We start from the raw sequence: 13,813 nt of genomic DNA on the forward strand, positions 1-13,813 counted from the left end.
AGTCCCTTCCCAAAGCGCAAGGCGGTTCTTCCGCGCATGATGCAGCTGCGCCCCGCCGGATGTGATCGGCGGACTGTAAGGATCTCTCCCCAACGGACCATCGCCGCGCTCCCATGCGCCGGCAGCCATGCGGAGATATCTCGAGTTTGGCGGTGTCGCGCCATGGGCGTCGACCGGAAAGCTGGAAGGACCTTCGATGACAAGCACACTCAGGACGGCCGGGTTTGACGGCGAGACGCTGGAGATCATTGCGTTCCGCCTCCACGATCAGGAATTCTGCGTCAAGACGACGACGATCCGCGAAATCCGCGGCTGGGCGCCCTCCACCCCCATTCCCCATTCGCCGCCGGAAGTGATCGGTGTCATGAACCTGCGCGGCACAGTGATCCCGATCATCGATCTTGCCCACAAGCTCGGCATGAAATCGACGACGGCCAACGAACGCAGCGCCATCGTCGTCGCCGAAGTGCACAACATGGTGATCGGCCTCGTCGTCGATCGCGTCTCCGACATCCTCACTGTTCAGGGCAGCCAGGTGCAGCCGGTGCCGGAAGTGACAGCGTCCTTCGACAAGAGCTTTGCCGAAGGCATCATCGCCAACGAGAACGGCATGATCTGCTTCCTCAACCTGGCGCGAATGTTCAAGGAACGTGAAGTCGAAGAACTGGCCGCCTGAGGTAACCCTGAGGTAGCAGACGAACGACATGAAGGCCGCCCTACGTGCCGTGGGGCGGCCTTTCTTATTGACGGCAGACCCAGATTGCACGGCAGTAGATTAGAAAAGCAGGATTAACTAATTCAACTAAAATTGGATATACGAGTTTTTACAACTGAAATTTGATAGTTGCTATTTTAACACCTGCTTAATAGTCCTGTTACTAACCTAGATTGTAGAAACACGGCGCCTTGGGCATGAAGCCCGGTAGTTCGAACTCCCCTCACGAAGCACGAAGCCGCTGACCCGGTGGGCCGGCGTAGGACGACCAGACAATTTTCGGCAGGCCGGTATTTGTCTTAGTCCGGGAGTTGCGCCGCTTTGGCCCCGCAAACCCTGTCAAAGAAGGCACGAAGCCCCGGCTTGAGCCAACAAACGAGATCAGAGGGTTACAATGTTCGCTCTCGGTAAAATTGCAGATGCGCGCCAGATCGTCGCCGCGCTTTCGAAGTCGCAGGCCATCATTCAGTTCGACCTGACCGGCAAGATCCTGACCGCCAATGAGAACTTCTGCCAGGCGCTCGGCTACGGCCTTTCGGAAATCGTCGGCCAGCACCATCGCATGTTCTGCCCGGCCGACTACACCCAGACGCAGGAATACCGCGACTTCTGGGCCCGCCTCGGGCGCGGCGAGTTCGACGCCAATGCCTACAAGCGCATCGCCAAGGGCGGCCGCGAAATCTGGATCCAGGCGACCTACAATCCTGTGTTCCGCGGCGGCAAGCCGTACAAGGTGGTGAAGTTCGCAACCGACATCACCGCCGCCAAGGCGCGGGCAACCGAGGATGCCGGCAAGCTCGACGCGATCTCCCGTTCGCAGGCGGTCATCGAGTTCACACCGACAGGCGAAATCCTGACGGCCAACGAGAATTTCTGCGCCGCACTCGGCTACAGCCTCTCGGAAATCCAGGGCAAGCATCACAGCATGTTCTGCGAACCGAATTACGCCCGCACCGCCGAATATGCCGACTTCTGGAAACGTCTCGCCGCCGGCGAATTCTTCTCCAACGAGTTCGTGCGCTACGGCAAGGGCGGCAAGGAGATCTGGATCCAGGCGGCCTACAACCCGATCCGCGACTTCAGCGGCAAGGTCTACAAGGTCGTCAAGTTCGCGACCGACGTCAGCGAGCGCATGAGCGCGATCAATAGCCTCGGCGCCGGCCTGAGGGCGCTCGCCGAGGGCGACCTGACCCGCAACCTCGACACGCCCTTCGTGCCCAGCATGGAAGCGGTGCGGACCGACTTCAACGGGGCGACCGCCAAGCTGCGCGAGGCGATGCGCACCGTCGGCGACAATGCCAGCGCGATTGCCTCCGGCGCCCGGGAAATCCGCTCAGCGGCCGACGACCTGTCGAAGCGCACGGAACAGCAGGCGGCCTCCGTCGAGGAAACCGCAGCCGCGCTCGACGAGATCACCACGACGGTTGCCGACTCCAGCCGCCGGGCCGAAGAGGCGGGCGGACTGGTGGCCAAGACCAAGGCCGGCGCCGAACGCTCCGGCAATGTGGTCAAGAGCGCCATCGGCGCGATGGGCCAGATCGAACAGTCGTCACGCGAAATCTCCAACATCATCGGCGTCATCGACGACATCGCCTTCCAGACGAACCTGCTGGCGCTCAACGCCGGCGTCGAGGCGGCACGCGCCGGTGAAGCCGGCAAGGGCTTCGCCGTCGTCGCCCAGGAAGTGCGCGAACTGGCGCAACGCTCCGCAAGTGCGGCCAAGGATATCAAGGCGCTGATCGGCACCTCCACCGAACATGTCAAGAACGGCGTGTCGCTGGTCGGCCAGACGGGTGCTGCGCTCGAAGAGATCCTTTCCCAGGTCCAGGAGATCAACGCCAACGTCTCGGCGATCGTCGAGGCCGCCCGCGAACAGTCGACCGGCCTCAAGGAGATCAACCAGGCGGTCAACTCGATGGACCAGGCGACCCAGAAAAATGCAGCGATGGTCGAGGAAAGCACGGCCGCAAGCCACGCCATGGCCCGCGAGGCAGACGCCCTGCACGAACTGCTCCGACAGTTCCGCTACGGCGAGCAAGCCCAGATCATCGACGCGAACCGCCACTTTGACGACCGCGCGCAACCGACCCGGCTCCACGCAACCGCCCGCGCCATGCGCAGCGGCCAACGAACAAGCCTTGCTGCGGCACCGGCCGCGGATGGCTGGCAGAATTTCTGAGCGCACATCCCTGCACCCCGCGCTCGGGAATGGGGAAGGCGGCTACCGGTAGCCGCCTTCCCTTCAATCTTTTCAGACACGGCAATTGCTTGGAAAACGCCCCGTCCGCGGAGAGCGGAGAACCTGCGGTCGATGATGAGCGCAGGCTAGCTAGGCGGCTTCCGGACGCTTGATCTTCGCCGCCGCTTCCAGCACCAGCGGCGTCAGCCCCTCGCCGCCATTGTCGATGTGCTCGAACAATTTCCGCCGCATGCGTGGTTCCCAATATTTGTTGATATGAGTGGCAACGCCCTGGGCCGCCTCGTTCTGCGGCTGGCTCTTGAAGAAGGTGGCGATCTGGTTCGCCATGTAGATCAGCTTGGCGTTGGTGTTGTCATGCGACATCGGCGACAGCTCCGGACTTGATGCGTTCGGTATGGGTGAATATCTCGAATTCGTCGCCGCGCACCAGCGCAATCAGCGTCATGCCCGCAGCCTCGGCCGTACGGATGGCCAGCGCCGTCGGCGCCGAAATGGCGATGATCACGGGGCTGCCGACGACCGCCGTCTTCTGCACCATCTCGACGGAAACGCGGCTGGTAACGACGACGGCGCCCTCGCTACCCCTAAAGCCGGCGCGCGCCGCAGCACCCACCAGCTTGTCGAGCGCATTGTGGCGGCCGACATCCTCTCGGACTGCGATCAGGCCGCGTCCAGGCACATAGAAGGCGGCACCGTGCACGGCGCGCGTCTCGAAATGCAGCGGCTGCTGGCCGTTGAGCAGTGCCACGGCCGAGACGACATCCTCCTGCGACAGCGTCAACTTCGACCCGGAAACATCAGGCGTCGGCCGCACCGCCTGCTCGATCGATTCGATGCCGCAAAGCCCACACCCGACCGGACCCGCCATGTGCCGGCGACGCTGGCGGAGCATGTCGTTCTCTTCGTCCTCAAGCACAATCTGCAGGTCGATGCCGAGATTGCCGGCCACCGTCTCGGCGACGATCTCGACCGTTTCGATCTGGCCGGGATCCGTGATGATGCCTTCGGTCAGGCTGAAGCCGACGGCGAAGTCTTCGAGATCGCCAGGCGTCGCCATCATCACTGCATGGGTCGAGCCGCCATAGCTGAAGGCGACCGGCGTCTCCTCCGGCACGGTGCGCGAGCCGTCCCGAAGCACGCCGCCGCGGCGGGCAGCCTCGGGAACGGTCTCGGATGTCCTAAACGTCGCCATGGTCGGTCGCGGCGCAAAACATCATTCCGCCGCCTCCAGCTTGCCGGAAATCCGGCGCGACTGGCGGGCCTGCTCGTCATAGTCCACCTGCCAATCCGAAGGCCCGTTCGAGGGCATCACCTGCACCGCCGTCACCTTGTATTCCGGGCAGTTCGTCGCCCAGTCGGAGAAGTCGGTGGTGATGACGTTTGCCTGCGTCGTCGGGTGGTGGAAGGTGGTGTAGACGACGCCCGGCGACACGCGATCGGTGATCAGCGAACGCAGGGTCGTTTCGCCGGCGCGGCTGGCAAGCCTGATCCAGTCGCCGTCGCGAATGCCACGCTGCTCTGCGTCGTGCGGGTGGATCTCCAGTCGATCTTCCGCGTGCCAGACAACGTTGTCGGTGCGCCGCGTCTGGGCGCCGACATTGTACTGGCTGAGGATACGGCCGGTGGTCAAAAGCAGCGGGAAGCGCGGGCCTGTGCGTTCGTCGGTCGCGACATATTCGGTGCGGATGAACTTGCCCTTGCCACGCACGAAGCCGTCGACATGCATGATCGGCGAGCCCTCGGGATGCTTCTCGTTACATGGCCACTGCACCGAGCCCAACTTGTCGAGATAGTCGTAGGAGACGAGCGCGAAGCTCGGCGTCGTGGCAGCGATCTCGTCCATGATCTCGGACGGATGACGATAGTTCCAGTTGAGGCCCATGGCCTGGGCAAGCTTCTGCGTGACCTCCCAGTCGGGATAGCCGTTTTTCGGCGTCATCACCTTGCGCACCCGGTTGATGCGGCGCTCGGCATTGGTGAAGGTGCCGTCCTTTTCCAGGAATGTCGAACCCGGCAGGAAGACGTGGGCGTAATTCGCCGTCTCGTTGAGGAAGAGGTCGTGCACGACGACGCACTCCATCGCGGCAAGCCCGGCGGCCACATGCTTGGTATCCGGGTCGGACTGCAGGATGTCTTCACCCTGAATGTAGATGCCCTTGAAGGTGCCATCGACCGCGGCATCGAGCATGTTCGGGATGCGCAGGCCAGGCTCGTTGGAAATCTCGACGCCCCAGAGTTTCTCGAACGTCTCGCGCGTCGCGTCGTCGGAGATATGGCGGTAACCCGGCAGCTCGTGCGGGAACGAGCCCATGTCGCAGGAGCCCTGCACGTTGTTCTGACCGCGCAAAGGGTTCACGCCGACGCCCGGCCGACCGATATTGCCGGTGACCATCGAGAGGTTGGCGATCGCCATGACCGTCGTTGAGCCCTGGCTGTGCTCGGTGACGCCAAGACCATAGTAGATCGCGCCATTGCCGCCGGTGGCATAGAGCCTTGCTGCACCGCGCACGAGTTCGGCCGGCACGCCGGTATAGGCTTCGGTCGCTTCCGGGCTGTGATAGGGCTCGGCGACGAAAGCCGCCCAGTCCTCGTATTCCGACCAGTCGCAGCGCTCGCGGATGAATTTCTCGTCGGCGAGGCCTTCGGTGACGATCACATGCGCCATCGACGTCAGGATCGCGACATTGGTGCCTGGCTGCAGCGGCAGGTGATAGGAGGCTTCGATATGCGGCGAGCGCACGATGTCGGTGCGCCTGGGATCGATGACGATCAGTTTGGCGCCCTCGCGCAGCCGCTTCTTCAGTCGTGACGCGAAGACCGGATGGCCGTCCGTCGGGTTGGCGCCGATGATGACGGCAACGTCAGTGAACTCGACCGAATCGAAATTCTGCGTGCCGGCCGATGTGCCGAAAGCCTGGCCGAGTCCGTAGCCGGTCGGCGAGTGGCAGACGCGGGCGCAGGTATCGACATTGTTGTTGCCGAAGCCGGCACGCACCAGCTTCTGCACCAGATAGGTCTCTTCATTGGTGCAGCGCGACGAGGTGATGCCGCCGACGGAATCACGGCCGTACTGATACTGGATCCGCCGGAACTCGGAGGCCACATGCGCATAGGCCTCCTCCCAGGTGACCTCGCGCCAGGGATCGGAGATCTTCTCGCGGATCATCGGGTTGAGGATGCGGTCCTTGTGGTTGGAATAGCCATAGGCAAAGCGACCCTTGACGCAGGAATGGCCGCGGTTGGCCTGGCCATCCTTCCACGGCACCATGCGCACCAGCTCCTCGCCGCGCATTTCCGCCTTGAACGAGCAGCCGACGCCGCAATAGGCGCAGGTGGTGACGACGGAATGTTCCGGCTGGCCGATCTCGATGACCGATTTCTCTGTGAGCGTCGCCGTCGGGCAGGCCTGCACGCAGGCGCCGCAGGAGACGCATTCGGACGACATGAAGTCTTCCGCCATGCCGGCCGAAACGCGACTGTCGAAACCCCGACCGCCGATCGTTAGCGCGAAGGTGCCCTGCACTTCCTCGCAGGCCCGCACGCAGCGCGAGCAGACGATGCACTTGGCCGGATCATAGGTGAAGTATGGATTGGACTCGTCCTTCGGCAGCCACTTGGCATTGATTTCGCCATTGTTGCGGGCCGTGACGTGGTTCTCGCCCTCATACCCGTAGCGCACGTCGCGCAGGCCGACGGCGCCGGCCATGTCCTGCAGCTCGCAATCGCCATTGGCCGCGCAGGTCAGACAGTCGAGCGGGTGGTCGGAGATGTAAAGCTCCATCACCCCCCGGCGCACGTCCTTCAGCCGCGGCGTCTGGGTGGAGACTTCGATACCCGCCGCCACCGGCGTCGTGCACGAGGCCGGCATGCCGGCGCGTCCCTTGATCTCGACGAGACAGAGCCGGCAGGAGCCGAAGGCATCCATCATGTCGGAGGCGCAGAGCTTCGGCACCTCGATGCCAGCATCCATCGCCGCGCGCATGATCGAGGTTCCCTCAGGTACCGTGACTTCGCACCCGTCGATCGTCAGCGTCACCAGTTTTTCGGACTTGGAAGCGGGAGTGCCGTAGTCGATTTCATGTATGAGAGACATGGTCTTCCTCCTCACTCCGCCGCTTCAACGCGCGGTGCCGGCTGAAAGTCATCCGGGAAATGGGTCATGGCGCTCATGACGGGATAGGGCGTGAACCCGCCAAGCGCGCAGAGCGAACCGAACTTCATCGTGTTGCAGAGATCGGCGAGCAGTTCGCGGTTTTTCTCCGGCTCGATGCCGGCGGCGATCTTGTCCGCCACCTCGACGCCGCGCGTCGAACCGATGCGGCAGGGCGTGCACTTGCCGCAGCTCTCGACGGCGCAGAACTCCATGGCGAAACGCGCCTGGTGCAGCATGTCGACGGTATCGTCGAAAACGACGATGCCGGCATGGCCGATGAGGCCGTCGCGCGCGGCAAAGGCCTCATAGTCGAACGGCGTGTCGAACAGAGCGCGAGGGAAATAGGCGCCGAGCGGGCCGCCCACCTGCACGGCCTTCACCGGCCGGCCACTCGCCGTACCGCCGCCGATGTGATCGATGATCTCACCGAGCGCGAGGCCGAAGGCGGTTTCGAACAGGCCGGCATGCTTGACGTTGCCGGCGATCTGGATCGGGATCGTACCGCGCGAGCGGCCCATGCCGAAGTCGCGATAGAAGGTAGCCCCCTTGTCCATGATAACAGGGACGGAGGCGAGCGAGATCACGTTGTTGATCACGGTCGGACAGTCGAAGAGGCCCTTGTGGGCCGGGAGCGGCGGCTTGGCGCGAACGATGCCACGCTTGCCTTCGAGGCTGTTGAGCAGCGCCGTTTCCTCGCCGCAGACATAGGCGCCGGCGCCGGTGCGCACCTCCATGTCGAAGGCCTTGCCGGAGCCGAGCACCGAAGCGCCGAGCACGCCGGCCTTGCGCGCGATCTCGATCGCCTCAGCCATCGCCGCGATCGCATGGGGATATTCGGAGCGGGTATAAATGAAGCCCTTGGTGGCGCCGGTCGCGATGCCTGCGATCGCCATGCCCTCGATCAGCACGAAGGGATCACCCTCCATGATCATCCGGTCGGCAAAGGTGCCGCTGTCGCCCTCGTCGGCATTGCAAACGATGTATTTGCGTGTCCCCGCGGCCTCGAGAACCGTCTTCCACTTGATGCCTGTCGGGAAACCGGCGCCGCCGCGGCCGCGAAGGCCGCTCTCGGTCACCTGCGCGACGATCGCCTCCGGCGCCATGGCGATGGCGTTGCGCAGACCGGCAAGGCCGCCATGGGCCTGGTAGTCGTCGAGCGACAGGGGATCGGTGATGCCGCAGCGCGCAAATGTCAGTCGCGTCTGCTGCTTGAGGAAGGGGATCTCCTCGGTCTTCCCGAGACAGAGCGCGTGGTCGCCGCCATCGAGCAGCCCGGCATCAAGCAGTGAACCGACATCGCGTGCCTTGACCGGACCGTAGGCGACGCGACCTTCAGCGGTTTCCACTTCGACCAGCGGCTCCAGCCAGTGCATTCCGCGTGAGCCATTGCGTATGATTGTCGCCTCGAGACCGCGGGCCGCGATCGTCTCGGCCACGGCCTTGGCGACCTTCTCGGCACCGAGCGCCACGGCGGCGGCGTCACGCGGGATATAGATTTTCACCGTCATCGCCGCGCCTCCTGAACGAGCGCCTCGAGATCGGCGGCATCGACCCGGGCATGCACCTCTCCGTCAAGCATGGCCGAGGGTGCGCAGGAACAGAGCCCGAGACAGTAGACCGGCTCCAGCGTCACCGCGCCATCCGGCGTCGTCTCATGGAAATCGATGCCGAGCAGCCGCTTGGCGCGCTCGGCGAGCTGATCACCGCCCATCGACTGGCAGGCCTCGGCGCGACAGAGCTTCAGCACATGGCGTCCGGCCGGATGCTCGCGGAAGTCATGGTAAAACGTCATCACACCGTAGACTTCGGCGCGCGACAGGTTGAGCTCGCGCGCAATCACCGGAAGGCACTCCTGCGGCACATAACCGAACTCTTCCTGAAGCTCGTGCAGGATCGGCAACAGCGGACCTTCGAGCCCTTTGAGCTCCTCGACGATGGCAAGGGTGGTTTCCGCGATGTCGGCGCGCGGCTGATGGATGTTCAACGGGAGCCCTCCCGGCTCATGGGCTAGACGGCGACACCCGCAAACGGGCGACCGGTCCAGCCGACATTTCAATACCTGGCGAAGGCCGATCCTCGGCGGTCTCCGGCCATGATCAAAAAAGCTTCGCGCTTATGGCCCGATGGGTCAATAAGGCTGTTCCGTCGATCGATAGAAATAATCTATTGAACCTGGTTTCGCTCACCCAGGATACGCGCCTCGTGCAACAGAGCCGAGACAAGCGGCGTAAACGGCTCACGATGGGTCGCAACCAGGCCGACCGTGTGACGGGCATCCGGCTCGACGATCGGGATCATCCGGATATCCTCATGAAAACCGAATGATTTCGCGACGTTGAACGGCATGATGCTGGCCCAGCGCCCGGTCCGCACATGCGAAAAAAGCACGATCATCGAGTTCGATTCGAGCGTCGGCCTGGCGACCACGCCTGCCTCGGCAAAATGCTGGTTGACGATGCGGCGGTTCTGCATGTCGGCCGTCAATAGACAAAGCCGAACGTCGCTAACCTCTTTCCACGTCACGCTTTCCCGCTCTGAAAGCGGCGTTCCGGCGGCGGTGACGAGGTGATAGCGCTCGACTTGCAGCGGAACGCTGGTTACCCGGCCGAGCGGCTCGTTCTCCAGATAGGTGAGACCTGCATCGATCTCGAGATTTTCGAGCAGCGCCAGAATCTGCAGCGACGTGGTCGACAGCACCGAGAAGGTGACATCAGGATGTTTCTCCTGGAATGGCGCGGTAATCATCGGCACCATCGCCAGCGTCGTCGGCACCGCGGCCAGGCGGATATGGCCGGAAAGGCCCTTGCGCGCCGCCCGCATCTCCTCGCGCATGGTGCGGGCATCGCCGACGATACGGCGCGCCCATTCGAGCACGCGCTGCCCCTCCGGCGTCAGTCCCTGGAAGCGCGACCCGCGGCTGACGAGCATCACGCCAAGCTGATCCTCGAGCTGGCGGATGGCGGCCGACAAGGTCGGTTGCGCTACGCCACACTCCTCCGCCGCGCGACCGAAGTGTCTTTCGCGTGCGAGAACGAGGAACATTTCCAGCTTGTCGATCATGTCATGCCTTTGGAGTTCTTGATTCTGCCACGCTACTGGACTGGCTTGCCCCTCACCCTAACCCTCTCCCCGCTCGCGGGGAGAGGGGACGTGCCCGGCGAGACAAGCCCGCTTGCAGTCAAGGCAGAACGAATACGGCGCAGCGCTGTCCCTTCTCCCTGCGCGCGGGGAGAAGGTGCCGGCAGGCGGATGAGGGGCGAACGCCGACGCAAACACATGTTCAAGCAATCAATTGCCCGCCATTGACCTCCAACACCTGCCCGGTGATGTAGCCCGACAGCGCGTGCGAAGCGAGGAACAGATAGGCCGGCGCGCAATCTTCCGCCGTCCCGAGCCGGCCGAGCGGGATGGTCTTGCGGGTCGCCTCCAGTTTTTCCGGCGACGAATAGCGCTCGTGGAAGTCGGTGGTGATCGTGCCCGGCGAAACGCAGTTGACCCGGATGTCCTCGGGCGCGAGCTCGCGCGCCAACGCCTTCGAATAGGTGGCGACGAAGGCCTTGCTGGCCGAATAGATCGAAGAGCCGGCGCTGCCCCCAGTCAGGGCCGAAATCGATACGGTGTTGACGATCGCCGGGTGCGTGCCCTTGCGCAGAAGCGGCAGCATCGCCCGCGTCATCTCGACGACTGCGGTCTGGTTGAGCTGCACGACGGTCTGGTACTGCTCGTCGGTCAGCTCCGCCGCGGGAAAGCGACCGACCATGGTGCCGGCATTGTTGATGAGGATATCGACGCTATCGAACTGGCCTCTGACCACCTCGGCCAGCCCCTCGACGCCGCCGGGCGCCAGAAAATCCGCGGTGACGACATGCGCCCGGCCTTCCGTCGCCGCCGATTCGAGAAAATCGGGCAGATCGCCGATCGACCGGCCGGCATGGACGAGCACATGCGCGCCGCAATCCAGAAACTGCCGGGCAACCTCCAGCCCGATGCCGCGCCCGGCACCGGTGACCACAACGGTCATGCCCTTGAACAACGCCGGATGAAACATGTCCTTCCCCTCTTCATTCCTCAAGCAGAGTCGCCCATCGGCGAAACGAATGCAACGCGCACTGATCCTTTCGCTCGCAGCGAAAGCGATTTCATCGAAACCGCCGAATCTGAAATTGCATGGCTTTCGTTTTTGCATATTATGAAACAAAACGAAAATGGGGAGGACGGAATGTACCTGACAGGTCGGCAGGCGGAGATCCTGGAGCTGGCAAAGAGCGAGGGCCGGGTGCTCGTGGAGGAACTGGCGCAGCGCTTTTCCGTTACGCCGCAAACCATCCGAAAGGACCTGAACGACCTCTGCGACGCCAAGGTTTTGAACCGCATTCATGGCGGCGCCATCTTCCCGAGCGGCAAGGAAAACGTCAAATACGATGCCCGCCGCCAGATCGCAGCACCGGAGAAGCAGGCGATCGGCAAGGCGGCCGCCGAACTCATCCCCGACAACGCCTCGCTGTTCATCAATATCGGCACGACGACCGAGGCCGTGGGTGAAGCGCTGCTCGACCACAAGGAATTGATGGTCATCACCAACAACATCAACGTCGCCAACCGCTTGCGAGTGTTCCCCTCGATCGAGGTGGTGATCACCGGCGGCGTCGTGCGTGGCTCCGACGGCGGTATCGTCGGCGAGGCCGCCGTCGACTTCATCAAGCAGTTCAAAGTCGATTTCGCGGTCATCGGCGCCTCGGCGATCGACCATGACGGCGCGCTACTCGATTTCGATTTCCGAGAAGTGAAAGTCGCCCAGGCGATCATCGCCAATGCACGCCATGTCATCCTCGTTTCCGACTCCACCAAGTTCGAAAGAACCGCGCCGGTGCGCATCGGCCATATCTCCCAGGTCCAGACCTTCATCACCGATCGCTGTACGCTTGAAAATGTCAGGAAAATCTGTGCCGAACAGGATGTTCGGCTGATCGAAACCGACGTCTGAATCGGGAGGTTTAGACACCCCTAAAGATTCGGGGCGCATTCGTTTGACATTCGGTATGTTTTCGTTTTAACTGATTTCACTTTCGCTCATGCATCAATTTGTGCATCGCGAAAAGTGGAGGGGAAACAGCAGTGTCAGAGCAGGCAATCTACGACGTCTTCGTCATCGGCGGCGGCATCAACGGATGCGGCATCGCGCGCGACGCGGTCGGCCGCGGATACTCGGTCGCCTTGGCCGAAATGAACGATTTCGCCTCCGGCACCTCTTCCGGCTCCACCAAGCTCATTCATGGCGGCCTGCGCTATCTCGAGCATTACGAGTTCCGCCTCGTGCGCGAAGCGCTGATGGAGCGTGAAGTGCTCTGGGCAATGGCGCCGCACGTCATCTGGCCGATGCGCTTCGTGTTGCCCTATCATAAGGGCGGCCTGCGCCCGGCCTGGCTCATCCGCCTCGGCCTCTTCCTTTACGATCACATCGGCGGCCGCAAGCTGTTGCCGGCGACGGCGACGCTGGACATGAACCGCGATCCGGCCGGCAAGCCGCTGAAGCGGCTGTTCAACAAGGCGTTCGAATATTCCGACGGCTGGGTCAATGACGCCCGCCTGGTTGTGCTCAATGCCCGCGATGCTGCCGATCGCGGCGCCGTGATCATGGCCCGAACCCGCGTCGTCTCGGCACGGCGTAACGGCGGGCTCTGGACCGTCGAGACCGAAAATCAGGCAACCGGCGAACGCAAGACCCTGCAGGCGCGCATGCTCATCAATGCGGCCGGCCCCTGGGTCGATGCGGTGCTTTCGGGCGCGCTCGGCAAGAACGACGTCCACAATGTCCGCCTCGTCCAGGGCAGCCACATCGTCGTGAAGAAGAAGTTCGACGATCCGCGTGCCTATTTCTTCCAGAACCCGGATGGCCGCATCATGTTCGCCATCCCTTACGAGGAAGACTTCACGCTGATCGGCACCACCGATCGCGACTACACCGGCAACCCGGCGGATGTGCGCATCAGCGATGCCGAGGTCGACTATCTCTGCAGCGCGGCGAGCGAATATTTTCTGGAACCGGTGACGAAGGACGATATCGTCTGGACTTATTCGGCCGTGCGCCCGCTCTATGATGACGGCGCCAGCAAGGCGCAGGAAGCAACCCGCGACTACGTGCTGCGCGTCGAGGGCGACAAGGGTGCGGCACCGCTGCTCAACGTCTTCGGCGGCAAGCTCACGACCTACCGCCGCCTCGGTGAATCCGCGCTCGAAAAGATCGGCGAGGCGATCGGCGTCAAGGGTTCGAAATGGACCGCAGGATCAAAGCTGCCGGGCGGAGAATTCCCCGCCCAGGGTTATGCCGACGAAGTCGCAAGACTGCAAAAGCAATACCCCTTCCTTGCGCCTGTGCATGCCCGTCGCCTTGTGCGCCTCTACGGCACGCAGGCAGCCACCCTCCTGGGTTCGGCCTCGAACGAGGCGGCGCTCGGCCGCCGCTTCGGCGCCGATCTCTACGAGGCGGAAGTCAAGTGGCTGATCGCCAAGGAATGGGCACGGCGCGCTGAGGACGTGCTGTGGCGCCGCACGAAACTGGGATTGAAGCTGACGCCCGGCGAGGCGGCGGCACTGGAGGAATACATGCGAGGCGCGGCCGACGCAGCCGCGTGAGGATCCTCGCATTCCGAAGCATTTCCAGCCAAAGCGCGCTGCGGTTCTGGGTCCGGAAATGCGAAAAACGACGAGATGGAGCGTTTCCACGCCGGCTTGGAAACGCTCAGGA

The 13,813-nt window shown here is 63.1% G+C and carries 11 protein-coding genes; 4 read left to right on the top strand and 7 right to left on the bottom strand.

What is annotated here, in order from left to right:
- Positions 1 to 196: 196 nt before the first annotated feature.
- Entirely contained in the window at positions 197 to 676 is a 480-nt protein-coding gene (locus IB265_RS20735) for a chemotaxis protein CheW (protein ID WP_057255050.1), read from the top strand.
- 433 nt (positions 677 to 1,109) lie between these two features.
- Complete coding sequence (locus IB265_RS20740) at positions 1,110 to 2,894, top strand: PAS domain-containing methyl-accepting chemotaxis protein (protein WP_057255049.1); 1,785 nt, start codon at positions 1,110 to 1,112, stop codon at positions 2,892 to 2,894.
- Between the two features lie 150 nt (positions 2,895 to 3,044).
- On the opposite strand, the gene IB265_RS20745 is transcribed toward IB265_RS20740, so the two are convergent.
- The 7 genes from IB265_RS20745 to IB265_RS20775 all read right to left on the bottom strand — a co-directional run bounded on the left by IB265_RS20745 (position 3,045) and on the right by IB265_RS20775 (position 11,116).
- Positions 3,045 to 3,278, bottom strand: a complete 234-nt coding sequence (locus tag IB265_RS20745) for a formate dehydrogenase subunit delta (RefSeq protein ID WP_057255048.1) — start codon at positions 3,276 to 3,278, stop codon at positions 3,045 to 3,047.
- On the bottom strand, positions 3,268 to 4,107 hold the full coding sequence (fdhD, locus tag IB265_RS20750) for a formate dehydrogenase accessory sulfurtransferase FdhD (protein ID WP_057255047.1): 840 nt from the start codon (positions 4,105 to 4,107) through the stop codon (positions 3,268 to 3,270). The genes IB265_RS20745 and fdhD overlap by 11 nt, the downstream gene beginning before the upstream one ends.
- Positions 4,108 to 4,128: 21 nt before the next feature.
- On the bottom strand, positions 4,129 to 7,008 hold the full coding sequence (gene fdhF, locus IB265_RS20755; RefSeq protein ID WP_192495156.1) for a formate dehydrogenase subunit alpha: 2,880 nt from the start codon (positions 7,006 to 7,008) through the stop codon (positions 4,129 to 4,131).
- An 11-nt stretch (positions 7,009 to 7,019) separates the two neighbouring features.
- Positions 7,020 to 8,576 carry an NADH-quinone oxidoreductase subunit NuoF gene (locus tag IB265_RS20760; RefSeq protein WP_057255045.1) on the bottom strand — a complete coding sequence of 519 codons (1,557 nt, stop codon included), beginning with the start codon at positions 8,574 to 8,576 and terminating at the stop codon, positions 7,020 to 7,022.
- Complete coding sequence (locus IB265_RS20765) at positions 8,573 to 9,052, bottom strand: formate dehydrogenase subunit gamma (RefSeq protein ID WP_057255044.1); 480 nt, start codon at positions 9,050 to 9,052, stop codon at positions 8,573 to 8,575. Before IB265_RS20765 ends, IB265_RS20760 begins: the two co-directional genes overlap by 4 nt.
- A 179-nt stretch (positions 9,053 to 9,231) precedes the next feature.
- Positions 9,232 to 10,128 (bottom strand): LysR family transcriptional regulator, encoded by an 897-nt coding sequence (locus tag IB265_RS20770; RefSeq protein WP_057255043.1) that lies wholly within the window; start codon positions 10,126 to 10,128, stop codon positions 9,232 to 9,234.
- Between the two features lie 220 nt (positions 10,129 to 10,348).
- The gene (locus IB265_RS20775) at positions 10,349 to 11,116 is read right to left on the bottom strand and encodes an SDR family NAD(P)-dependent oxidoreductase (RefSeq protein ID WP_057255042.1); all 768 of its coding nucleotides are present in this window, start codon (positions 11,114 to 11,116) and stop codon (positions 10,349 to 10,351) included.
- A gap of 171 nt (positions 11,117 to 11,287) precedes the next feature.
- On the opposite strand from IB265_RS20775, the gene IB265_RS20780 reads away from it, so the two are divergent.
- Both IB265_RS20780 and glpD read left to right on the top strand, forming a co-directional pair.
- A complete protein-coding gene (locus IB265_RS20780) occupies positions 11,288 to 12,052 on the top strand; it encodes a DeoR/GlpR family DNA-binding transcription regulator (RefSeq protein WP_057255105.1) in 765 nt (254 codons plus the stop codon).
- 131 nt (positions 12,053 to 12,183) lie between these two features.
- A complete protein-coding gene (gene glpD, locus IB265_RS20785) occupies positions 12,184 to 13,701 on the top strand; it encodes a glycerol-3-phosphate dehydrogenase (protein ID WP_057255041.1) in 1,518 nt (505 codons plus the stop codon).
- Positions 13,702 to 13,813 lie beyond the last annotated feature (112 nt).

This window comes from Ensifer sp. ENS10, assembly GCF_014852025.1.
GTDB lineage: Bacteria > Pseudomonadota > Alphaproteobacteria > Rhizobiales > Rhizobiaceae > Ensifer.

Excerpts from the sequence above, each read along its gene's own strand:
- fdhD (WP_057255047.1), bottom strand. The coding sequence starts at position 4,107 with ATGGCGACGTTTAGGACATCCGAGACCGTTCCCGAGGCTGCCCGCCGC.
- IB265_RS20740 (WP_057255049.1), top strand. The coding sequence starts at position 1,110 with ATGTTCGCTCTCGGTAAAATTGCAGATGCGCGCCAGATCGTCGCCGCG.
- IB265_RS20760 (WP_057255045.1), bottom strand. The coding sequence starts at position 8,576 with ATGACGGTGAAAATCTATATCCCGCGTGACGCCGCCGCCGTGGCGCTC.
- IB265_RS20745 (WP_057255048.1), bottom strand. The coding sequence starts at position 3,278 with ATGTCGCATGACAACACCAACGCCAAGCTGATCTACATGGCGAACCAG.
- IB265_RS20780 (WP_057255105.1), top strand. The coding sequence starts at position 11,288 with ATGTACCTGACAGGTCGGCAGGCGGAGATCCTGGAGCTGGCAAAGAGC.
- IB265_RS20770 (WP_057255043.1), bottom strand. The coding sequence starts at position 10,128 with ATGATCGACAAGCTGGAAATGTTCCTCGTTCTCGCACGCGAAAGACAC.
- fdhF (WP_192495156.1), bottom strand. The coding sequence starts at position 7,008 with ATGTCTCTCATACATGAAATCGACTACGGCACTCCCGCTTCCAAGTCC.
- IB265_RS20775 (WP_057255042.1), bottom strand. The coding sequence starts at position 11,116 with ATGTTTCATCCGGCGTTGTTCAAGGGCATGACCGTTGTGGTCACCGGT.
- IB265_RS20735 (WP_057255050.1), top strand. The coding sequence starts at position 197 with ATGACAAGCACACTCAGGACGGCCGGGTTTGACGGCGAGACGCTGGAG.